This window comes from Bradyrhizobium sp. 956_D2_N1_4 (genome assembly GCF_052076025.1).
In the GTDB taxonomy this organism is placed as follows: Bacteria; Pseudomonadota; Alphaproteobacteria; order Rhizobiales; family Xanthobacteraceae; genus Bradyrhizobium; species Bradyrhizobium barranii.
The window spans coordinates 772,034-791,878 of sequence record NZ_CP197237.1 but is presented as its reverse complement, the minus strand read 5'-3'; the positions used below and the strand labels follow the sequence as shown (position 1 = coordinate 791,878).

The window sequence follows — 19,845 nt, the reverse complement described above, 5'->3', positions numbered from 1 at the left end:
GCTCTAGGCCACCTGAGGCTGGCTGCCGTGGATCGCGGAGGCCAGCCGCAGCAGCAGCACGATCGAGACGTTGCCCTTGCCGGCCTCGATCTGGGCGATGTAGCGCTCGGAAATCCCGGAGCGGCGGGCCAGCTCCCGGCGCGACATCTCGCACCGCGCGCGCGAGGACCTCAAGCGCTCGCCCAGCTCGGCCAGGAACGCGGTCTCGGAATAAGGCGGCACGGCACAGCTCCCCGGCAGTACCTCGCCCGCGAAATCCACGACTTGATTCAGCATCGGTCTCACCAACTTCGCCTTCGGGAGCGCCATCCTACCCTTGATACGACCGGCCTCATTGACGCGGATCAAATTCGCGCGCGATTGCCAGCTCGCGTGGACGATCGCGCGCGGGATGCTACACTTGGACTTGTTCGAGGCGGGGTTTTTCAGGACATGACGCGTTGTCTGGGCTGCTGGATCGCGGCGGCGATGCTGTGGATTGCGTTCACGCCAGCGGCCGGCGCCGAGACGCTTGCGGCGACGGTCGAGCAATGGGGCCTGCTGGGCTCGTGGGCAGTCGATTGCGCGGCCCGGCCGGACCGCGACAAGGGCTCGCTGTTGACTTACGAGATCAGGAAGGACGGCCGGGTGATGTACCGGCGCGATTTCGGCGAGGCCAGGGACGAGAACGAAGTGGTGTCCGCCACGGTCGAAGCCGAGGGCCTGCTCAATGTGATGGTTTACTTCCCCTCGCTGCACCAGGCGCGTGAATTCGGGCTGCTGCTGGCGAAGGATGGCAGCCTGCGCGCGATCTACAATCGCAGCGAGCGCGGTGTGTACACGATCAGGGACGGCAAATACGTCGCGACAGGCGCGCCGACACCTTCACAGCAACGCTGCGATTGAGCATCACGTTTGAGCATGATCGCTCGGAAAGCCGCTTCGCACTTTTCCGAATCGTGCTCTGTCTGAACATCCATTCAGAATTCTCTTCCAGTTCCTCCGGAACGTTCGCACACATGCGCCGTTCTCATGTGCATTGCATTGGAGGAGGACATCTTGAAGAAGCTTGGTTATGTGGTTGCGGCTCTCGGCGCGCTCGCGATCGTTGCACCGACGATGGCGAATGCCGAAACGGTGGTGATCAAGAACGGCTACCATCATGGCTACGGCGCCCGCGCCGAAATGCGCGAGCATCGCGACCACGGCTGGCATCGCGGCTGGCACCATCACGACCGGGTCGTCGTGGTCAAGCGCGGTCACCGTCACCATTGGGATTGATGCGTAACACATCATGGAAATGGCCCCTCGCGGGGCCATTTCTTTGCGCTCTTTCTTCCTTCTCCCCTTGTGGGAGAAGGTGGCGCGAAGCGCCGGATGAGGGGTTGCTTCAGCGCATTCAATGAGAATTGGACTCGCGGATGGAGACCCCTCACCCGTCTCGCCGCTACGCGGCGAGCCACCCTCTCCCGCAAGGGGAGAGGGTAAGGGCGGTGCGTTCAGCGTCGAGTTTTAATCCCACACCGGCGCAAAGCCTGGATTGACGCAACGCCTGTCCTTGGGCAACGCCGCGATCTTCTTGCGGTCGGCATCGTCGAGCGTGATCTTCAGCGCATCGAGATTGGCCTGCTGGCTCTCGCGGCGCGAGGCCTTCGGGATCGCAGCGACACCGTTCTGGTCGAGCAGCCACTTCAGCGCGACCTGCGCGGCGGTCGCGTTGTGCCTGGCGCCGATCTCGGCCAACGCCGGATCTGACGCGATGCGTCCTTGCGCGAGCGGGCAATAGGCGACCAGCGGGATCGATTTGGCGTTGAGATAGGCCAGCACCTTCGATTGATCGAGCATGGCGTGATATTCGATCTGGTTGCAGGCGATCGGCGCCTTGATGTCCTCGACCGCGATCTTGAGCAGCGCCGTGGTGAAATTGGCAACGCCGATCGCCCGCGTACGCCCTTCCTCCTTCAGCTTCATCAGGGTCTCGAACACCGCGCCCCAGTTCGCGGATTTCGACGGCCAGTGCACGAGGTAGAGATCGACATGGTCGAGCCGGAGCTTGGTCAGGCTGGCGTCGAAGGCGCGGCGGATCGCATCGGGGCTGAGATTCTCGTGCCAGACCTTGGTCGTGACATGCAGCTCGCCGCGCGGCAGCCGGGCCGCGGCGAGCGCGGCACCGATCGGCTCTTCATTGGCGTACATCTCGGCGGTGTCGATGTGGCGATAGCCGATCGACAGCGCGCTCTCCACCGCCGCGCGGCAGGCATCGCCCTGCATGCGGAAAGTGCCGAGGCCGAGCTTGGGCATGCTGATGCCCTGTGTCTTCAGATGATCCATGAGCTAACTCCTGACGTATTTCAGCCGCCGAACACGCGGTGGGGCCGCAAGGGCAGACTCTTCGGTGATGGAAAAGAAGTGGCGGGAATGGAGACTATAGCGCAGGAGACGCGAGGCGGCCAATCAAGATCGGGTTAGTGCTGGGATGCGCGATCCGTCCCCACCGTCATGCCCGGGCATAGCCGTCCGAAGGACGGCGTCGCTTCCGCTCGCCTATGCCCGGGCATCGACGTTCTCAGGGCCGAGCAGCAGGGCGTGGATGGCCGGGTCAAGCCCGGCCATGACGACGGAGAGAGTTGCCCACTCACGAATGCTGCGCGACCACGGCCGGGCGCGCCTGCGGCTGCGGCACGATGTCGACCGACCAGAGGTCGCGGTTGTCGACGTCTTTCAAGGTCACGGTCATCACGCCGCTCGCACCGTCGATATCGACCCTGCCGAAGAACTGCAGGCCGAAGCACGGCGCGAGGTTCTCCCCCTGCGCCTCGCTGCAGCCGTTCTGGTACATCGCGACCGGGCCAAACGTATTGTCGAGCTCGCCCGGACCCCAGGTGCCGGCATGGAGCGGGCCGGAGACGAACTCCCAGAACGGCTCAAAATCCTGGAATTGCGCCTTGTTCGGATCGTAATAATGCGCGGCGGTGTAGTGCATGTCGGCGGTGAGCCAGACGATGTTGCGGATGCCGGCGCGCTTGATGGAGCTGAGGAGGTCGGCAATTTCATGCTCACGCCGATCGGGCGCTCCATTGCCGAGCGCGACGGCATCGAGACTGACGAGGCCGATCGGCAGGTCGGCCGCGATCACCTTCCAGGTCGCACGCGAAGCGGCAAGCTCCCGCTTCAGCCAGGCGAGCTGCTCGGCACCGAGAATCCAGCCGCGATGGTCCTCGCCCTTGTTCCAACTGTCGTCACGGTAGCTGCGCATGTCGATCATGAAGACGTCGAGCAGCGGACCGTAAGCGATCTTGCGATAGACGCGGCCCTGTCGCGCGCCGACGTCGCGGATCGGCATGAAATCGAAGAAGGCACGGCGGGCGCGCGCGACCAGGCGCGGCGTGCCGTCGTCCTCATAGCCGGCGTCGTCATAGCTGCCGGTCGGCGACCAGTCGTTGGTGACCTCGTGGTCGTCCCACTGTGCGAACATCGGCACCTCCGCATGGAACGCGCGAAAATGCTCGTCGAGATGGTTGTATTTGTAGTTGCCGCGGAATTGCGCCAGCGTGTGCGCGGCCTCGGCTTTTTCCTCGGTCACCAGATTGCGCCAGGTCTCGCCGTTCGGCAGCTTCTGCTCAGAGGGAATCGTGCAGTCGGCGTAGATGTGATCGCCGGAGTGGATGAAGAAGTCCGGGCGATTGTCGAGCATGGTGCGATAGCTGCGATAGCCGCCGCGCGAGATGTCGATGCCCCAGCCCTGCCCCGCGACGTCGCCTGACCACACGAACGAGATCGATTGCCCTGCGGCCGGCGCTGTGCGGAAATGGCCGACGCGGCTTTCGCCGGCAATGCCGGTGGCGATGTCGTCGAAGCGCACGCGATAGAAGATGTCCTGCCCGGACGGCAGATCGTTCAGCAGCAGTTTTGCGGTGAAGTCGGCATCGGGCAGCGCGTCGCGCGAAGCTGACGCCATGATCGTCTTGAAACTCTCGACGGTCGCGCATTCCACCTGCATCCGCGCGGGCCGGTCGGCGCGCGCCCAGATCACGGCGGAGCCATCCGAGACATCGCCGGACTGAATGCCACCCGCGATCTGCGGGCGATCGGCGGCGCGGCTGATGGATGGCTTTGCGAGTGTGCCGAGCGCGGCAACGGCGAGGCTTGAAGTCGAGCGGACCAGGAACTGCCGCCGGGTCCATGCGCGCGAGGCGCGGAGCGTTGCCATTCAGGAAACCTTCGTCGAATCACGACGGAAGGTGCCTGCGCTCCTTGACTCCTATCCTGACGGTTTCTTGACTCCGCGCCTACGGTTTTGCGACGCCCGGATGACGCGAGAGATCCGGCTAGTGCTTCCAGTTGCAGATGCCGCCGGTGCGGCACGGCCAGGTCTGGATGCGGGTGTCCATCGCCTGCGCGTCCAGCGGATTGCCGCGACGATGTGCAAGCTTGGTGCGCGCTGCGCCGCGCGGCTGGGCGCTCCTGGCATGAACAACCTTCGGCCCGGTCACGTGCACGCGCTCGGCGGCAACTTTCTTCGGCACGTCGATGGGTTCGCCGCGCGCCTGCGCCTCGTTGCCACCCTTCGCCTCCAACGCGACCGGGGCGAACTGCGTCTCGGGCCCAAGCCGCTTCGGCGACAGCACCGCCTTGGAGAGATCGAGACCGAGATATTCGTCGGGCTTGTAGTCGTCAGCGCGCGCAATGCCGCCCCATGCGAGCACGAGGGCAACGGCAACTGCAAAAGAAACGCTCTTCAGGACCACGGACGCCTCCTGAAATCACTTATTTCAAGGGGTAATTTACCTCTATTTAGGAGGCGTCACGCGCAATTCCAGCGGCCAAGTGCCGCCGTGGTTAAGAAGTTTGGCGGTGTCAGGCGACCTTTCGCGCCGCACCCGTCCCGTCCAGGAACCCCATCAGGCGGCTGCGGATGATCTCTTCCGCCTCATCCATGATGCGATCGACGAGCTCCTTGCAGGAGGGGATGTCGTGGATCAGCCCTGCGACCATGCCGCAGCTCCAGGCACCCGCGTCCATCTGGCCGTCCAGCATGATCTTCGGATAGACGCCCGCGACCTGGTCGTGGATGTCGTCGATGCTCAGCTTGGCGCCCTTCTCGCGCTCGATCTCGAGCAGACGATCGACGTTGGCGTTCTTGAGCACGCGCTCGGTGTTGCGCAGAGCGCGCATGATCAGGCGGGTGTCGAGCTCGGTTGCCGCAACAAGCGCGTTCTTCACGTTCTGATGCACCGGTGCTTCCCTGGTGGCGATGAAGCGCGTGCCCATGTTCATGCCGGCCGCACCCAGCGACAGCGCTGCGACGAGGCTGCGCCCGTCCGCCATCCCGCCGGAGGCGACGAACGGGATCTTCAATTCCTCCGCCGCGCGCGGCAGCAGGATCATGTTGGGAATGTCGTCCTCGCCGGGATGGCCGCCGCACTCAAAGCCGTCGACGCTGACGGCGTCGCAGCCGATGCGCTCGGCCTTCAGGGAGTGGCGCACGGACGTGCATTTGTGGATCACCTTGATGCCGGCGGCCTTCAGCGCAGGCATGTATTGTTCGGGGCTGCGCCCCGCCGTCTCCACCGCCTTGATGCCGCCTTCGACGATGGCCGCGATGTATTCCGGATAAGGCGGCGCCGCGAAGGTCGGCAGGAAGGTGAGGTTCACGCCGAACGGCTTGTCCGTCATGTCGCGGCAGCGCGCGATTTCCTTCGCGAGCAATTCCGGCGTCTTCTGCGTGAGACCCGTGATGATGCCGAGCCCTCCGGCATTGGAGACGGCAGCGGCGAGTTCGGCAAAGCCGACGAAATGCATGCCACCCTGAATGATCGGGTGCTCGATGCCGAACAGTTCGGTGATCGCGGTCTTCACGTAGGGGCCTCCCGGATTTCAGTTTGTATTGGGATCAGTCTAGCCGCAGTCTTGCTCCGCGGTCACCATTTCTCTCCGAAGGGACGGATCTCCATCTCGAAGGTCCAGGCGCTCTTCGGCTGCTGATAGAGCTGCCAATAGGCATCCGCGACAGATGACGGCGGCATCAGAAGATCGGGATTATCAATCGCATTCGCCCCGAGCGCTTCGAGCCGGCGCTGCCGCACCCACTCGGTGTCGACGCCGGAATCGATGATGAGATGGGCGACGTGGATGTTGTTCGGCCCGAGCTCGCGCGCCATCGCCTGCGCCACTGCGCGCAGTCCGAATTTTGCGCTGGCAAAGGCAGCAAAGCCGCTGCCGCCGCGCAAGCTCGCCGTCGCACCGGTGAAGAAGATGTTGCCGCCACCGCGCGGCAGCATCAGCCGCGCCGCTTCTCTGCCGGCCAGGAAGCCGGAATAGCAGGCCATCTCCCACACCTTCCGGAACACGCGCTCGGTGGTGTCGAGGATCGGGAAATTGACGTTGGCACCGACGTTGAAGATGCAGACTTCGAGCGGCGCATGCTGGTCGGCGTCATTGAGGAAGGAGATGACCTCCTCCTCTTTGCGTGCATCGAGCGAGCGCGCGTGAATCTCGCCGCCGGCGGCCTCGATGTCCTTCACCAGCGGCGCCAGCTTGTCGCCGTTGCGGCGCCCGGCAAAGACCGTGAAACCTTCCGCGGCAAATTTCTTGGCGATCTCGGAGCCGATGAAATCGCCGGCCCCGATCACGGCGGCTGTCGCGTTTCGCTTGGGCAAGGTCACCTCCTCCTGTGGGAACGGCATGTGATTGAGCCGGAGGCTATAGTTCTAAAATAGAACTGTCAAACTACAGGGGTGAATGGTAGCCTGCAGCGAGAATAGCGCTGATCATTCAAGTCAGTTCCTTTTTCTGACTTACTACCCTTTGCCGGAGATCGCTACATGAAGTGGGACACGCTGGATGAAGAGCCCTGCTCGCTCTCCCGCACCATCGCCGTGGTCGGCGACCGCTGGACGCTGCTGATCCTGCGCGAATGTTTTTTACGCGTGCGCCGGTTCGAGGGATTTCAGTCCTCGCTCCAGATCACGCGGCACCTGCTCTCGGAGCGTCTGAAGAAGCTGGTGCGGTTCGGCATCCTGCGCCGCGTCCCCTATTCCGAGGCGCCCAAGCGCTACGAATACATCCTGACGCAGAAGGGCCTCGACCTCTACCCGATCATCATGGCGATGGTGCATTGGGGCGACACCCACATGGGCGACGAGCGCGGCCGCCCGCTGCTGCACCAGCACAAGACTTGCGGCAAGGAGTTCGACCCCGTGATGGTCTGCTCGGAATGCGGTGAGCCACTGCATGCGAAACAGGTGCATGTGCATGCGGGGCCGGGGCGGAAGGAAGCGGTGGGGTAGAGTGGCGCCAAGCAAAAGGTGTCGTGCCCCGCCTCGACCGGGGCATCCAGTCGGTGGGCCGTTCCTTGCTCATCGGAGCTCGCTTTCCATGGGAGCTTACGCGAAGGGAACGCCGTAATACGAGTTGATGCCGCGGACTGCCGCGTCGTCACCCCAGTTCCAGTCGCTTCGTTCGTCGTATTTCGGCGCGCCTTCGAGCGTCTTGGCGGTAATCCCGGTGACATAGCCGCCGAGCTCCGTATCGTATTTCAGCGACTGCCAAGGCAGCGGATAGTGGTCGTTGCCGAGGCCCAAGAAACCGCCGAAGCCGAGCACGACGTAGGAGACCTTTCCGCTGACCTTGTCGATCATCACGCGTTCGATCGAACCGATCTTGTTGCGATCGGCGCCATAGACCGATGTTCCCTCGACCTTGTCGCTGCCGATCAACCTGCCCATCTCGCTGCGGTCCAACTCGTCTTGCATCAGCATCCCAATTCTCCACTCAGCCAACGTGTGAACCAACCGGGTCTGCGAGCGAACGTTCCGGCGCATGTTCTGGTGGTCGCATCAGACACGGAGCACGGTCGCCAGGGGCGATCAGCGAGCGGCCGCGGCCTCCGGTAGCATCAGGAAATCATGCATCGCGGCAGCAGTCTGAAGCTGATCGATGCGCGCCATAACAGAATCGCGCTGCTGTCCATCCGGCAAGCACGACAGTTCGTGCTCGAGCCGCAGCTGCTCTGCCTTGAGACGTTGTTCGAACGTGTGGGGCTCAGATCGTCTTCGCATCTTCCGTCCTCGGTGGTTGCAGCCCCGAGCTGTTGGCCCAGCGCTCGACTTGCTCGATGACCTTCTGATGGCTCGGACGCACCGGTTTGGGCGCCTCGGGCTCTTCGGAAAGCTTACGGGGTAACCTGACTTCCTCCGTCATGGCCTGTTCTCCCTCTCTTCCGAAAGAATGCGCCACCGCCAGAGTTGTTTCAATAATAACTTATTGATTTCACTGATTATTTTTACTAATCTGACGATTTTTCCGACTCTTGTGGAACTCGCGCCAAACTCGTTCGTTGAGCAAACTACTCAACTTACTCACTTTGCGTGATCGACCATGAATGACCTTCGCGCCGAGCGCCTCCAGGTTATGCTCTCGCCGGAAGAGCTGGCCGCCGTCGATGATTTCCGATTCAAGCACCGCATGCCGACGCGCGCTGCGGCGGTCCGAGAGCTTCTCAAGTTCGGGCTCGCAGCCGCGGGCATCGAGACGAGCATCGACCCGTCGGCAGGCATCAAATCAAGCGAGTTTGGTGTCTTTGGTCGCGGTCCCGAAGGACACGCGCCGGCGAAGCCCGAGGGCGACACCGAGGATTGAGTCTCTCCCAAGCAAAAACGACCCCGGCACAGTGGCGTGCCAGGGCCGTCCTTGGAGATTGCTTCCGGCGCACCGGGGGCATGACAGCCGGAAGCAATCCGTCGACTCGTCGCGAAGGGATTCGTTCCTCGCGAGAACTAGCCGGTCGGCGCGTCGCCGGAATCGTCCGGCATCACGCCGGAGCCCGGTGTCTTGGTGTTGTCGTTGAGCTTGGGATCGCGCGTTGCTTCGCGCGACGGCGAGCCCTTCGAATCCGTCTTGTGCACGGCTTGCGCGCGCTGCTTGTCGCGCGGTTGATCTTCCGCCCGCTTGTCCTTGACGATGCCGTGGTCGGAATGCGCCATGATGTCCTCTCGCCTCTCCAGATGTCCTGAAGCGCTTACGCGCCGGCACAACGAATGTTCCGGCGCGCGAGGCCCGCAGCGCTAACTATGCGTGGCGTGGATCGCCGCCGATGCATTCTCCAGATGCACCTGCCGCACCGTCGTCACTGTCGCGAACGCGACCGAGACGCCAAAGGCGAGAATGAGCGAGAGAAGAGCCAGACGTGGAGCCATCGCAAAACCTCCTTCTGGAATCGAAATCAACGCGATCGACCGTTCGTGGATGATCCTGGATTGGTTGCTTGCATTCCGTGAGCGGTCTCACACGCAGATTCACAGAGATGAGAGCGCTCACGCATCCTGCGTTCGGAGGACGCGGACCTTTACGGGCGGGATTTCACCGTCCAGCCAGTCCTGCTCGTTCGCCAATGCCGTCCAGGCAGCCGCCATGCGCAAATAGCGTTTGTGGGTGGGCTGCCCTTCCGCGCGCTCGGCGAGCTGAAGGCAGTTGTCGGCGTTATCCCTGAAGATGTCAGACTGTTTCATACAGAAGATGTGGGAACGGAACTCTCGCTCCGCAATCGCCCTTACCGGATCGTAACGCCGGGGGAACTTCGCACGCCATCGGTCATTGGAGATGCATGAGGATTCTCGTCGCGATCATCCTGGCTTTCATCAGCACCTCGGCGTTCGCCGACAATATGGGTGAGCGAACGGCCGGCGACCGCGTGCCGACCGCAACCGATGTCATCACCGGCCTCTATAGCTTCAGCCGTTTCCAGCAGGGCCTGCTGGAAAGCACCGACCTGAAAGGCAATGCGGAGGTGAAGAATCTCGCGGCCCTGCGCGCCGAGGAGGCGGGCAAGCGCGACAAAACCCTGAAGCAGATTCAGGACGCGATCGGTGCGGAGCCGCACGCCGGCAAGACGACGTCAGTGAGCGCAAGCCTCGTCGAGCCCGAAAATGCGGATGGACCGACTTACGTCAGAAGCTTCTATGCCGCGCAAATCCCCGAATATGACTCCGCCATCAACCTGCTCGAGCGCTATCTGAAAGCGCCCGACAATCCTGCGCTCGCCGCCTTCGCGCGCGAGCAATTGCCGATGCTGCGCACGCAGGTGAAAGATGCGGAGCGCACCATGGCGGATAAATAGCAGCCCTATTTGTCTTCCGGATGATGCTGCTGGCTCTCCGGCCGCTGGTCGCGGTCCCCGTGGTCAGCGAATCAGCGCGTGACGTGGCGGAGCTTGCGGCAGGGTCGCCAGTCACAGCCCCGCGCCCGCTGGGCGCGCCAGCCCCCTCTCCTAGGACGGCTCGGAGCTCTGGTGCAGCGGCCGGCCGGCTTTTTCCTGAACGGGATGGAACCATCGTCACTCCTCACCGTTATTTTGGCCGGGCTGAGCACGGCAGGTTCCAATTCCAAGCGCTGCAACGTTGGCGCTTGATTTCGAATTTGGCTGACGGTCTATTTTGACAACTGCGTCACGCCTTGGATTCGGCCGACGCCGCGGGGGAATCAGTATGAGCGACCTCGATCCCGGAACTGCATCACGCTCCGGTCGTCGCGTCCCAAAGCCAAAAACCAATGGTATGTCGGACCCGGATTCGCGGCCGGAATTGCTGCTCGCCTTGCAGGCGATGCGCAGCGGCGATTTTTCGGTGCGGATGAGCGGGGACTATCTCGGCATCGACGGCAAGATCGCCGACACTTTTAATGAAATCATCGCCGCCAACCAGCGCATGGCGCAGCAGCTCGAGCTGGTCGGTCAGGTCGTGGGGCGCGAGGGCAAGACCCGCCAGCGCGTGAAGTTCGGCCTCGCCAGCGGCTCCTGGGCCGACATGGAAGGCTCCGTCAACACGCTGATCGACGACCTCCTGTGGCCGACGCGCGAAGTGACGCGCGCGGTCGCTGCGGTGGCGCAAGGCGACCTGCTCCAGACTGTCAAGCTGGACGTCGACGGCCGCCCGCTGCGCGGTGAATTCCTGCAGTCGGCGACCATCGTCAACACCATGATCAAGCAGCTCGGCGTGTTCACCTCCGAGGTGACGCGCGTGGCGCGCGAGGTCGGCACCGAAGGCAAACTCGGCGGCCAGGCCCAGGTGCCGGAAGTGACCGGCGTCTGGAAGGATCTGACCGAGAGCGTCAACTCGATGGCGAACAACCTGACCAACCAGGTTCGTAACATCGCCGAGGTGACGATCGCGGTCGCCAACGGCGACTTGTCCAAGAAGATCACCGTCGACGTCCGCGGCGAGATCCTTCAGCTCAAGGAAGCCATCAACACGATGGTGGACCAGCTGCGCTCCTTCGCCTCCGAAGTGACGCGCGTGGCGCGCGAGGTCGGCACCGACGGCAAGCTCGGCGGACAGGCGATCGTGCCCGGCGTCGCCGGCACCTGGAAGGACCTGACCGACTCCGTGAACGCGATGTGCGGCAACCTCACCGCCCAGGTCCGCAACATCGCCAACGTGACGACCGCCGTGGCGCGCGGCGACCTGTCGCGCAAGATCACGGTGGACGTGCGCGGCGAGATCCTGGAGCTGAAGGACACCATCAACACGATGGTGGACCAGCTCAACTCTTTTGCCTCCGAAGTGACGCGCGTGGCGCGCGAGGTCGGCACCGAGGGCAAGCTCGGCGGCCAGGCCCAGGTGCCCGGTGTGGCCGGCACCTGGAAGGACCTCACCGACAACGTCAACTTCATGGCGTCGAACCTGACCGCGCAGGTCCGCAACATCGCCGACGTCGCGACCGCGATCGCCGGCGGCGACCTGTCGAAGAAGATCACGGTGAACGTCTCGGGCGAGATCCTTCAGTTGAAGGAAACGCTCAACACCTGCGTGGACCAGCTCAATGCCTTCGCCGGCGAAGTCACGCGCGTGGCGCGCGAAGTCGGCACCGAGGGACGGCTCGGCGGCCAGGCCAACGTGCTCGGCGTCGCCGGCACCTGGAAGGACCTGACGGAAAGCGTCAACTCGATGGCGTCGAACCTGACCGCGCAGGTCCGCAATATCGCCGAGGTGACCACGGCGGTCGCCGGCGGCGACTTGTCGAAGAAGATCACCGTGGACGTGCGCGGCGAAATTCTGGAGCTGAAGGACACCATCAACACCATGGTGGACCAGCTCAACGCCTTCGCCGGCGAAGTCACGCGCGTCGCGCGCGAGGTCGGCACCGAAGGCAAGCTCGGCGGTCAGGCCGTCGTGCGCGGCGTCGGCGGCACCTGGAAAGACCTGACCGATTCCGTCAACTCGATGGCCTCGAACCTCACCGGTCAGGTCCGCAACATCGCCGAAGTCGCGACCGCGGTCGCCAAGGGCGACCTGTCCAAGAAGATCACCGTGAATGTGTCGGGCGAAATCCTTCAGCTGAAGGAAACGCTCAACACCATGGTGGACCAGCTCAACGCCTTCGCCGGCGAAGTCACGCGCGTCGCGCGCGAGGTCGGCACCGACGGCAAGCTCGGCGGCCAGGCCGACGTGCCCGGCGTCGCCGGCACCTGGAAGGACTTGACCGACTCCGTGAACTCGATGGCGGGCAACCTCACCGCACAGGTTCGTAACATCGCCGAGGTCGCGACCGCCATCGCCGGCGGTGACCTGTCACGCAAGATCACGGTGGACGTCCGCGGCGAGATCCTTCAGCTCAAGGACACGCTGAACACGATGGTCGACCAGCTCAACCGCTTCGCGGGCGAGGTGACGCGCGTGGCGCGCGAGGTCGGCACCGAAGGCCGCCTCGGCGGCCAGGCCAACGTGCCCGGCGTCGCCGGCACCTGGAAGGATTTGACCGACAGCGTGAACTCGATGGCGGGCAACCTCACCGCCCAGGTCCGAAACATCGCCGAAGTGACCACCGCCGTGGCGCGCGGCGACTTGTCCCGCAAGATCACCGTGGACGTGAAGGGCGAAATCCTCGAGCTCAAGAACACCATCAACACCATGGTCGACCAGCTCAACGCCTTCGCCGGCGAGGTCACGCGTGTGGCGCGCGAGGTCGGCACCGAAGGCAAGCTCGGCGGTCAGGCCGAGGTGTCCGGCGTCGCCGGCACCTGGAAGGACCTCACCGACAACGTCAACTTCATGGCCTCGAACCTGACGGCCCAGGTCCGCAACATCGCCGAGGTCGCGACCGCGATCGCCGGCGGCGACCTGTCGAAGAAGATCACGGTGGACGTGCGCGGCGAGATCTTGCTGCTCAAGGACACCTTGAACACGATGGTGGAGCAGCTGCGCTCCTTCGCCGCCGAAGTGACGCGCGTCGCGCGCGAGGTCGGCACCGAGGGCCGGCTCGGCGGTCAAGCCGTCGTGCCCGGCGTCGGCGGCACCTGGAAGGATCTCACCGACAACGTCAACCTGCTGGCCGCGAACCTCACGACGCAGGTCCGCAACATCGCCGAGGTCACCACCGCCGTCGCGCGCGGCGACTTGTCCCGCAAGATCACCGTGGACGTGAAGGGCGAAATCCTCGAGCTGAAGAACACCATCAACACCATGGTGGACCAGCTCAACGCGTTTGCCGGCGAAGTCACCCGCGTCGCGCGTGAAGTCGGCACTGAAGGCGAACTCGGCGGCCAGGCCCAGGTGCCCGGTGTGGCCGGCACCTGGAAGGACCTCACCGACACCGTCAACTTCATGGCGGCGAACCTGACCGAGCAGGTCCGCGGCATCGTCAAGGTGGTGACCGCAGTTGCGAACGGTGATTTGAAGCAAAATCTCACTGTGAAATCCAAGGGCGAGGTCGCGGCGCTCGCCGACACCATCAACAACATGACCGAGACGCTCGCGACCTTCGCCGATCAGGTGACGTCGGTGGCGCGCGAGGTAGGCGTCGAGGGACGGCTCGGCGGCCAGGCCGACGTGCCGGGTGCAGCCGGCACCTGGAAGGACCTCACCGGCAACGTCAACCTGCTCGCAGCCAACCTCACCTCGCAGGTGCGCGCGATCGCGGAAGTCGCGACCGCCGTGACCAAGGGCGACCTGACGCGGTCGATCCAGGTCGACGCCCGCGGCGAAGTCGCCGAGCTGAAAGACAACATCAACACGATGATCACGAACCTCCGTCTCACGACGGACGTGAACACAGAGCAGGACTGGCTCAAGACCAACCTCGCCAAATTCACCAACATGCTCCAGGGTCAGCGCGATCTCACCACCGTCGGCCGGCTGCTGCTGACCGAATTGTCACCCCTGGTGAACGCCCATACCGGCGTGATCTACCAGGTCGAGAACGAGGATAGTCCGCGGCTCCTGTTGCTCGCCTCCTATGCCGGCGACGGCGTCTATCCCTATCAGCGCGTGCTCCCGCTCGGCGACGGCCTGATCGGCCAATGCGCCCTCGACAGACGGCCGCGCGTCATTGCCGACATTCCACCCGACGTGGTGCCGATCAACTCGGCGCTGTTCCGCGTCGCGCCAAAGAACCTCGTCGTGCTGCCGGTGCTGTTCGAAGGCCAGGTCAAGGCGGTGATCGAGCTCGCCTCGCTGACCTCGTTCACGACCTCGCAGATGACATTCCTCGAGCAGCTTACCGACTCCATCGGCATCGTGCTCAACTCGATCGAGGCGACGATGCAGACCGAAGGCCTGCTCAAGCAGTCGCAGCAGCTTGCCGGCGAGCTTCAGACCCAGCAGCGCGAATTGCAGCAGACCAACGACCAGCTCGAGCAGAAGGCGCAGCAGCTCGCCGAGCGCAACGTCGAGGTCGAGCGCAAGAACCAGGAAATCGAGCAGGCCCGCCGCGCACTGGAGGAAAAGGCGACCGAGCTCGCGCTGACCTCGAAGTACAAGTCCGAATTCCTCGCCAATATGAGCCACGAGCTGCGCACACCGCTGAACTCGATCCTGATCCTGGGACAGCAGCTCACCGACAATCCGGATGGCAACCTCTCGGCCAAGCAGGTCGAGTTCGCCCGCACCATCCATGGCGCCGGCACCGACCTGCTCAACCTCATCAGCGACATCCTGGATCTCTCCAAGATCGAATCCGGCACGGTGACGGTCGACGCCGAGGAGATTCTGACTGCAAACCTGCTCGAGACCGTCGGGCGGCCGTTCCGGCACGAGGCGGAAAACCGCAACCTGTCGTTCAAGATCGACGTCGACCCGAACCTGGCCCGCAGCATCGTCACCGACTCCAAGCGCCTGCAGCAGGTTCTCAAGAACCTGCTTTCCAACGCCTTCAAGTTCACCGCCGAAGGCGAGGTGCGCCTGAAGGTCGTCGCCGCGGTCGGCGGCTGGGGCACGGATCATCCGGTGCTGAACTCAGCGCCGGCGGTGATCGCGTTCGAAGTGACGGACACCGGCATCGGCATTCCCCTCGAGAAGCAGAAGCTGATCTTCGAGGCGTTCCAGCAGGCGGACGCCGGCACCAGCCGCAAATACGGCGGCACCGGTCTCGGACTTGCGATCAGCCGCGAGCTCGCGAGCCTGCTCGGCGGCGAGATCCATCTGCGCAGCGCGCCCGGCAAGGGCTCGTCCTTCACGCTCTATCTGCCGCTGAAATATTCCGGCCCGACGCTCGCGCCGCGTGCACCCGCGCCGCAGCAGTACAGTCAGCCACCGGCGTTGCAAGCGGCTGCGCCCGAACAGCAGCGCGTCATCGAGCAGATTGCCGACGACCGCCTCAACCTCGCGCCCGGCGATACCATCCTGCTCATCGTCGAGGACGATCCGCATTATGCCCGCGTGCTGGTCGATCTCGCCCGTGACAAGGGCTTCAAGGTTCTGGTCGCCGCGCGCGGCGCGGAGGCGCTGGAGCTCGCCAAGCAGTATCAGCCGCGGGCCGTTTCGCTCGACGTGTTCCTGCCTGATATGCTGGGCTGGACGGTGCTGAGCCAGCTCAAGCACAATCCGCTGACCCGCCACATCCCCGTGCAGATCATCACGCTCGACGAGGACCGCCAGCATGCGCTGGCCCGCGGTGCCTTCTCCTTCGTCAACAAGCCGACCACGACCGAGGGCGTCTCAGCCGCGCTGACGCAGATCAAGGAATATGCGCGGCCGCGGCGCAAGCGGCTCCTGATCGTCGAGGACAACGAGGCCGAGCAGCTCTCGATCCGCGAGTTGCTGCATCACGACGACATCGAGATCGTGACGACGGATACCGGCGCCGGCGCGCTCTCGACACTGCGCGAGGCACCCTGCGATTGCGTGGTGCTCGACCTGCGGCTGCCCGACATGAGCGGCTTCGAGGTGCTGGACCAGATCCGCAACGACGAGGCGCTGTCGAACGTTCCGGTGGTGGTCTTCACCGGCCGCGAGCTCTCGGCGGAGGAAGATGCGGAACTCCACACCATGGCGCGCAGCATCGTGGTCAAGGGCGTGGAATCGCCGGAGCGCCTGCTCGACGAGACCGCCTTGTTCCTGCATCGCGTCATCACGGAACTGCCGGTCGAGAAGCAGCGCATGCTGGAGAAGCTGAACAGTTCCGACGAAGACCTGATCGGCAAGACCGCCCTGCTCGTCGACGACGACGCCCGCAACATCTTCGCGCTGTCGAGCGTCTTGGAACGTCGGGGCATGAAGGTGCTGACGGCCACGACCGGCCGCGAGGCGGTAACGCTGGTCGAATCCAATCCGGAGATCGCCATCGTGCTGATGGACATCATGATGCCGCAGATGGATGGCTATCAGACCATCGGCGTCATTCGCGAAAATCCGGCCTTCGCCCGCCTTCCGATCATCGCGCTGACAGCCAAGGCGATGAAGGGCGACCGTGAGAAATGCCTGGAAGCCGGTGCGTCCGACTACCTCGCCAAACCCGTCAACACCGATCAATTGCTGCTTGCAATCCGCATGTGGCTGCACCGCTGAGTTTGGATCCGCGAATGGACCACGAAAAGGTCAACATCCTCCTCGTCGACGACCAGCCGGCCAAGCTGCTCGCCTACGAGGTGATCCTGAAGGAACTCGGCGAGAACCTCGTGATCGCATCATCGGGCCGCGAGGCGCTGGAGGTGCTGCTCAAGACCGAGATCGCGGTGATCCTGGTCGACGTCTGCATGCCCGAGCTCGACGGATTCGAGCTGGCCGCGATGATCCGCGAGCATCCGCGCTTCCAGAAGACCGCGATGATCTTCATCTCGGCCATTCAGGTCAGCGATATCGACCGCTTACGCGGCTACGAGATGGGTGCCGTCGACTACGTCCCGGTGCCGGTCGTGCCGGAGGTGCTGCGCGCCAAGATCAAGGTGTTCGCCGAACTCTACCGCAAGACACGCGAGCTCGAACGGCTGAACCAGGAGCTCGAAGACCGCGTTCGCGCACGCACGGCCGAGCTGGAGAATTCCACCGCAAAGCTGCGCGAGAGCGAAGAGCGGCGCAGCATGGCGATCGCCGCCGGCAAGATGGGATCGTGGGACTGGGACTGGGTCAACGGCGACTGGATGTGGGACGAAGGCCAGTACCGCATCTTCGGCGTGACGCCGGAGACCTTCAACGTCACCTCAGCCAACATCCAGGCGCTGCTGCACCCTGATGACGTCGACCAGTTCGGCCAGGCGATTGCCGCGTTCAACACCGGCGCGCACGCCTATGAAGGCGAGTTTCGCGTCAGCCGGCCCGATGGCGAGGTGCGCTGGTGCGTCGGCACGGCAGCCGCGACGGTGGACCAGGGCGGCCGCGTGGTGCGCGTGAGCGGCGTCACCGTGGACATCACCGAACGCAAACGCGCGGAAGAGAGACAAAACCTGCTGGCGCGCGAGGTGGATCATCGAGCCAAGAACGCGCTGGCGCTGGCGCAATCGATCGTGCGCCTCACCCGCGCCGACGAGGTCAAGGCTTACGTCAACGCCGTCGAGGGGCGCATCAACGCGCTGGCGCGCGTGCACACGATCCTGTCGCTGTCGAGCTGGCAGGGCGCCGAACTCTCAAGGCTGATCGACGAGGAGCTCGCGCCCTACTCGCTCGGCGGCCAGATCAAGCTGGCCGGTCCGGAAGTTCAGCTGGCGCCGGCGACAGCGCAGACGCTGGCGCTGGCGCTGCATGAGCTTTTCACCAACTCGGCGAAATATGGCGCGCTCTCGACGCGGTCTGGGCGGCTTGCGATCGGCTGGCAGGTCGAGGACGACCACCTCACACTGACCTGGGACGAAACCGGCGGTCCGCTGGTGAGGACGCCGAAATCCCGTGGCTTCGGCACGCGGAGCCTGCTTGCCAGTGTGGAATCGCAACTCGGCGGACAGGCGGAATTCAACTGGCGTGCCGAAGGCCTGTTGTGCCGCCTTGAGGTGCCGCTGACGCGGAAGACCGTAGCGCCGCCGGCCGCGAGCAAGTTCGACGTGGCTCCGTCCGAACCCCTTCAGCGGGCCTCAGGCTAGCGCGTTTGCGAGCGAAGTGGGCTCCGGTTCGCGCGTAAAGATAGGAATCTGGAGCTTCGGCCCTGATTCACTCAGAACCGATCATGATCTAGCGCGTCGCGGCGACCCTCATGCTCTGCATCGCCTGCGGTTCGTCAGCGACACGTCCTTCCAGCCAGGCTTCCGTTTGCGAAAGCTCGCGCAGCGCCCGCGCGTAACGGCGGGCTGCGCTCCGCTCGGCGCCGCGCGGCAGCCTGCGCGCCTTGCGCAGCATGTCCGCAGCCGCGTTGCGATAGGCCAGCGAGCGATAGAGAAAGACGACCTTACCCATATCGAATGTTCCCGTGTTGATGGCATTCATCCTCGCAAGACCGCCATGAACGTCGGATGAAGCGGGGAATGACAAAATCGTCATGACAATGGAACCCGCAATCGTCGCATGCGTTTTATGCCACACCGCGAGGCGGTTCCATGCGCGGGAAAAAGTCGCCGAGCCTCATCTCTCCGACCGGCGTCATCAAGCTGATGACGCATGCGATGATGGGCGCAGCCCTCGGCCTTGTCTTCGGTCTCGCCCTCGTCCTGTTCAATCCGGCCGTCGCAAATTTGTTGAACCACGGCGGACATTCGGCCGGCATGGTCTTCATCATCACACTGGTGACGACGTTCGCGATCGGCGCAACGCTCACGGGCCTCGTGTTCATCCTCGCCGAGGACAAGGAATTTTGAAGCGCGCGTGACGCGCACCGGGCGATTTCGTTCGGAACTCCTGCAGCAAATGGCGGTTGGCTGCCTGCGTCAATTCAACTCAGGGAGTTCCCGCGCATGAAAACCACCAAGCTCGCTCTTACCGTGATGTTGGCAACCGGCCTCGCCGCCGCTCCGTTCGCCGTGCAGGCCAAGTCGCATAAGGCCAAGCATGGATCCGCTATGTCCTCGTCGCAGACCACGGGTGCCAACACCAAGTCCTCCAAGGGCGCTGATCCCTCCGGTCAAGGTGGTTCTGGCCCCGGCTCCGACCAAGGCGGCACCATGACGAACAACAAGGGCGGCATGAGCAACACCAAGTGAGCTCCGGCCGACAATCAAAGGCCTCGCGGCGACGCGGGGCCTTTCGCTTTGGAGCTGGAGTTTGGAGCTAGATTGGGAATCCTTCCAGCGTCGCATCGCTAAAGCGGCCGTCCCGTGGCATTCGCCTTCACGAGATGCTCCAGCCGTGCACGTTTGCGTGCGATCAGGAGCTGCGCTGCGGCATCGTCGAGACCCTCGCGCTGCAATTGCCGGATGGCGGAGCCGAGTTCGAGAATTTCGGCGCGCAGTTTTAGAATCCGGTACGTGTCCGGGTCTTCTTCCACCGCACGCTCCCAAAATTCTCAGCGGCGCGCGATCACGCGCAGCGGACTACCGGATGTCGTTGCAGGACGAAGGCGGACCCGCTCGCGGACGTCAGGCAAGACATCGCCGCCACCGGCCGCCTTCCATTCGCCGATCAGCAGGTTGATTTTCCGGCGCAGATCCATCTGCGCCAGGGCCTTTTCTGTGCAGTCGCGGTCGCGATCGACGAGGTCGCGCACAGACACCTCGATGTCGGCCATCTCGAGCCT

23 protein-coding genes are annotated in these 19,845 nt (G+C 63.9%); 9 read left to right on the top strand and 14 right to left on the bottom strand.

The annotated features are described in order from the left end of the window. Positions 1 to 3: 3 nt before the first annotated feature. The gene (locus tag AB7535_RS03780; RefSeq protein ID WP_135216540.1) at positions 4 to 276 is read right to left on the bottom strand and encodes a helix-turn-helix domain-containing protein; all 273 of its coding nucleotides are present in this window, start codon (positions 274 to 276) and stop codon (positions 4 to 6) included. A 156-nt stretch (positions 277 to 432) separates the two neighbouring features. On the opposite strand from AB7535_RS03780, the gene AB7535_RS03775 reads away from it, so the two are divergent. Together AB7535_RS03775 and AB7535_RS03770 are read left to right on the top strand one after the other, a co-directional pair. After that, positions 433 to 885 carry a hypothetical protein gene (locus tag AB7535_RS03775; RefSeq protein WP_085401302.1) on the top strand — a complete coding sequence of 151 codons (453 nt, stop codon included), beginning with the start codon at positions 433 to 435 and terminating at the stop codon, positions 883 to 885. Positions 886 to 1,038: 153 nt separating this feature from the next. Continuing rightward, positions 1,039 to 1,260, top strand: coding sequence for a hypothetical protein (locus AB7535_RS03770; protein ID WP_071917652.1), 222 nt, complete (start codon positions 1,039 to 1,041; stop codon positions 1,258 to 1,260). Between the two features lie 231 nt (positions 1,261 to 1,491). On the opposite strand, the gene AB7535_RS03765 is transcribed toward AB7535_RS03770, so the two are convergent. The 5 genes from AB7535_RS03765 to AB7535_RS03745 form a co-directional block, all read right to left on the bottom strand. After that, positions 1,492 to 2,310: an aldo/keto reductase gene (locus tag AB7535_RS03765; RefSeq protein ID WP_085401303.1), complete on the bottom strand. Its 819-nt coding sequence runs from the start codon at positions 2,308 to 2,310 to the stop codon at positions 1,492 to 1,494. A 304-nt stretch (positions 2,311 to 2,614) separates the two neighbouring features. Next, positions 2,615 to 4,189: an alkaline phosphatase D family protein gene (locus AB7535_RS03760; RefSeq protein ID WP_085401304.1), complete on the bottom strand. Its 1,575-nt coding sequence runs from the start codon at positions 4,187 to 4,189 to the stop codon at positions 2,615 to 2,617. Positions 4,190 to 4,307: 118 nt separating this feature from the next. Continuing rightward, positions 4,308 to 4,727 (bottom strand): hypothetical protein, encoded by a 420-nt coding sequence (locus AB7535_RS03755; protein WP_085401305.1) that lies wholly within the window; start codon positions 4,725 to 4,727, stop codon positions 4,308 to 4,310. Positions 4,728 to 4,836: 109 nt separating this feature from the next. Beyond that, positions 4,837 to 5,838, bottom strand: coding sequence for an NAD(P)H-dependent flavin oxidoreductase (locus tag AB7535_RS03750; protein WP_085401306.1), 1,002 nt, complete (start codon positions 5,836 to 5,838; stop codon positions 4,837 to 4,839). A 62-nt stretch (positions 5,839 to 5,900) separates the two neighbouring features. Further along, positions 5,901 to 6,638: an SDR family oxidoreductase gene (locus AB7535_RS03745; protein WP_085401331.1), complete on the bottom strand. Its 738-nt coding sequence runs from the start codon at positions 6,636 to 6,638 to the stop codon at positions 5,901 to 5,903. Positions 6,639 to 6,803: 165 nt separating this feature from the next. Between AB7535_RS03745 and AB7535_RS03740 the strand changes: the two genes are divergently transcribed. Beyond that, positions 6,804 to 7,268: a winged helix-turn-helix transcriptional regulator gene (locus AB7535_RS03740; RefSeq protein WP_085401307.1), complete on the top strand. Its 465-nt coding sequence runs from the start codon at positions 6,804 to 6,806 to the stop codon at positions 7,266 to 7,268. Positions 7,269 to 7,364: 96 nt separating this feature from the next. Here the strand turns inward: AB7535_RS03740 and AB7535_RS03735 are convergent, their stop codons facing one another. Then, positions 7,365 to 7,739 carry a PRC-barrel domain-containing protein gene (locus tag AB7535_RS03735; RefSeq protein WP_085401308.1) on the bottom strand — a complete coding sequence of 125 codons (375 nt, stop codon included), beginning with the start codon at positions 7,737 to 7,739 and terminating at the stop codon, positions 7,365 to 7,367. A 283-nt stretch (positions 7,740 to 8,022) separates the two neighbouring features. Beyond that, positions 8,023 to 8,181, bottom strand: a complete 159-nt coding sequence (locus tag AB7535_RS03730) for a hypothetical protein (RefSeq protein WP_166350489.1) — start codon at positions 8,179 to 8,181, stop codon at positions 8,023 to 8,025. Between the two features lie 177 nt (positions 8,182 to 8,358). On the opposite strand from AB7535_RS03730, the gene AB7535_RS03725 reads away from it, so the two are divergent. Continuing rightward, positions 8,359 to 8,619 carry a hypothetical protein gene (locus tag AB7535_RS03725; protein ID WP_028148230.1) on the top strand — a complete coding sequence of 87 codons (261 nt, stop codon included), beginning with the start codon at positions 8,359 to 8,361 and terminating at the stop codon, positions 8,617 to 8,619. 137 nt (positions 8,620 to 8,756) lie between these two features. On the opposite strand, the gene AB7535_RS03720 is transcribed toward AB7535_RS03725, so the two are convergent. The 3 genes from AB7535_RS03720 to AB7535_RS03710 form a co-directional block, all read right to left on the bottom strand. Further along, positions 8,757 to 8,963: a hypothetical protein gene (locus AB7535_RS03720; protein WP_028148231.1), complete on the bottom strand. Its 207-nt coding sequence runs from the start codon at positions 8,961 to 8,963 to the stop codon at positions 8,757 to 8,759. 81 nt (positions 8,964 to 9,044) lie between these two features. After that, positions 9,045 to 9,176 carry a hypothetical protein gene (locus AB7535_RS03715; RefSeq protein ID WP_256376429.1) on the bottom strand — a complete coding sequence of 44 codons (132 nt, stop codon included), beginning with the start codon at positions 9,174 to 9,176 and terminating at the stop codon, positions 9,045 to 9,047. Positions 9,177 to 9,293: 117 nt separating this feature from the next. Further along, positions 9,294 to 9,488, bottom strand: a complete 195-nt coding sequence (locus AB7535_RS03710) for a hypothetical protein (protein ID WP_085401310.1) — start codon at positions 9,486 to 9,488, stop codon at positions 9,294 to 9,296. 95 nt (positions 9,489 to 9,583) lie between these two features. On the opposite strand from AB7535_RS03710, the gene AB7535_RS03705 reads away from it, so the two are divergent. From AB7535_RS03705 to AB7535_RS03695, 3 genes are all read left to right on the top strand, one after another. Continuing rightward, positions 9,584 to 10,096 carry a DUF4142 domain-containing protein gene (locus AB7535_RS03705; protein ID WP_085401311.1) on the top strand — a complete coding sequence of 171 codons (513 nt, stop codon included), beginning with the start codon at positions 9,584 to 9,586 and terminating at the stop codon, positions 10,094 to 10,096. A gap of 367 nt (positions 10,097 to 10,463) precedes the next feature. Continuing rightward, entirely contained in the window at positions 10,464 to 16,757 is a 6,294-nt protein-coding gene (locus tag AB7535_RS03700) for a HAMP domain-containing protein (RefSeq protein WP_085401312.1), read from the top strand. A gap of 14 nt (positions 16,758 to 16,771) precedes the next feature. Continuing rightward, positions 16,772 to 18,262, top strand: coding sequence for an HWE histidine kinase domain-containing protein (locus AB7535_RS03695; RefSeq protein ID WP_085401332.1), 1,491 nt, complete (start codon positions 16,772 to 16,774; stop codon positions 18,260 to 18,262). An 88-nt stretch (positions 18,263 to 18,350) separates the two neighbouring features. Here the strand turns inward: AB7535_RS03695 and AB7535_RS03690 are convergent, their stop codons facing one another. Continuing rightward, entirely contained in the window at positions 18,351 to 18,656 is a 306-nt protein-coding gene (locus AB7535_RS03690; RefSeq protein WP_245344073.1) for a hypothetical protein, read from the bottom strand. A gap of 56 nt (positions 18,657 to 18,712) precedes the next feature. Here AB7535_RS03690 and AB7535_RS03685 point away from each other — a divergent pair, with 56 nt between their 5' ends. After that, positions 18,713 to 18,970, top strand: coding sequence for a hypothetical protein (locus AB7535_RS03685; protein WP_085401313.1), 258 nt, complete (start codon positions 18,713 to 18,715; stop codon positions 18,968 to 18,970). Positions 18,971 to 19,066: 96 nt separating this feature from the next. Then, positions 19,067 to 19,312: a hypothetical protein gene (locus AB7535_RS03680; protein WP_063984953.1), complete on the top strand. Its 246-nt coding sequence runs from the start codon at positions 19,067 to 19,069 to the stop codon at positions 19,310 to 19,312. A gap of 98 nt (positions 19,313 to 19,410) precedes the next feature. On the opposite strand, the gene AB7535_RS03675 is transcribed toward AB7535_RS03680, so the two are convergent. Beyond that, entirely contained in the window at positions 19,411 to 19,596 is a 186-nt protein-coding gene (locus AB7535_RS03675; RefSeq protein ID WP_085401314.1) for a hypothetical protein, read from the bottom strand. 18 nt (positions 19,597 to 19,614) lie between these two features. Continuing rightward, on the bottom strand, positions 19,615 to 19,836 hold the full coding sequence (locus AB7535_RS03670) for a hypothetical protein (protein WP_038958668.1): 222 nt from the start codon (positions 19,834 to 19,836) through the stop codon (positions 19,615 to 19,617). Between the last annotated feature and the right edge of the window lie 9 nt (positions 19,837 to 19,845).

Excerpts from the sequence above, each read along its gene's own strand:
- AB7535_RS03780 (WP_135216540.1), bottom strand. The coding sequence starts at position 276 with ATGCTGAATCAAGTCGTGGATTTCGCGGGCGAGGTACTGCCGGGGAGC.
- AB7535_RS03775 (WP_085401302.1), top strand. The coding sequence starts at position 433 with ATGACGCGTTGTCTGGGCTGCTGGATCGCGGCGGCGATGCTGTGGATT.
- AB7535_RS03765 (WP_085401303.1), bottom strand. The coding sequence starts at position 2,310 with ATGGATCATCTGAAGACACAGGGCATCAGCATGCCCAAGCTCGGCCTC.
- AB7535_RS03760 (WP_085401304.1), bottom strand. The coding sequence starts at position 4,189 with ATGGCAACGCTCCGCGCCTCGCGCGCATGGACCCGGCGGCAGTTCCTG.
- AB7535_RS03740 (WP_085401307.1), top strand. The coding sequence starts at position 6,804 with ATGAAGTGGGACACGCTGGATGAAGAGCCCTGCTCGCTCTCCCGCACC.
- AB7535_RS03735 (WP_085401308.1), bottom strand. The coding sequence starts at position 7,739 with ATGCTGATGCAAGACGAGTTGGACCGCAGCGAGATGGGCAGGTTGATC.
- AB7535_RS03730 (WP_166350489.1), bottom strand. The coding sequence starts at position 8,181 with ATGACGGAGGAAGTCAGGTTACCCCGTAAGCTTTCCGAAGAGCCCGAG.
- AB7535_RS03725 (WP_028148230.1), top strand. The coding sequence starts at position 8,359 with ATGAATGACCTTCGCGCCGAGCGCCTCCAGGTTATGCTCTCGCCGGAA.
- AB7535_RS03720 (WP_028148231.1), bottom strand. The coding sequence starts at position 8,963 with ATGGCGCATTCCGACCACGGCATCGTCAAGGACAAGCGGGCGGAAGAT.
- AB7535_RS03715 (WP_256376429.1), bottom strand. The coding sequence starts at position 9,176 with ATGGCTCCACGTCTGGCTCTTCTCTCGCTCATTCTCGCCTTTGGCGTC.
- AB7535_RS03710 (WP_085401310.1), bottom strand. The coding sequence starts at position 9,488 with ATGAAACAGTCTGACATCTTCAGGGATAACGCCGACAACTGCCTTCAG.
- AB7535_RS03705 (WP_085401311.1), top strand. The coding sequence starts at position 9,584 with ATGAGGATTCTCGTCGCGATCATCCTGGCTTTCATCAGCACCTCGGCG.
- AB7535_RS03700 (WP_085401312.1), top strand. The coding sequence starts at position 10,464 with ATGAGCGACCTCGATCCCGGAACTGCATCACGCTCCGGTCGTCGCGTC.
- AB7535_RS03695 (WP_085401332.1), top strand. The coding sequence starts at position 16,772 with ATGGACCACGAAAAGGTCAACATCCTCCTCGTCGACGACCAGCCGGCC.
- AB7535_RS03690 (WP_245344073.1), bottom strand. The coding sequence starts at position 18,656 with ATGACGATTTTGTCATTCCCCGCTTCATCCGACGTTCATGGCGGTCTT.
- AB7535_RS03685 (WP_085401313.1), top strand. The coding sequence starts at position 18,713 with ATGCGCGGGAAAAAGTCGCCGAGCCTCATCTCTCCGACCGGCGTCATC.
- AB7535_RS03680 (WP_063984953.1), top strand. The coding sequence starts at position 19,067 with ATGAAAACCACCAAGCTCGCTCTTACCGTGATGTTGGCAACCGGCCTC.
- AB7535_RS03670 (WP_038958668.1), bottom strand. The coding sequence starts at position 19,836 with ATGGCCGACATCGAGGTGTCTGTGCGCGACCTCGTCGATCGCGACCGC.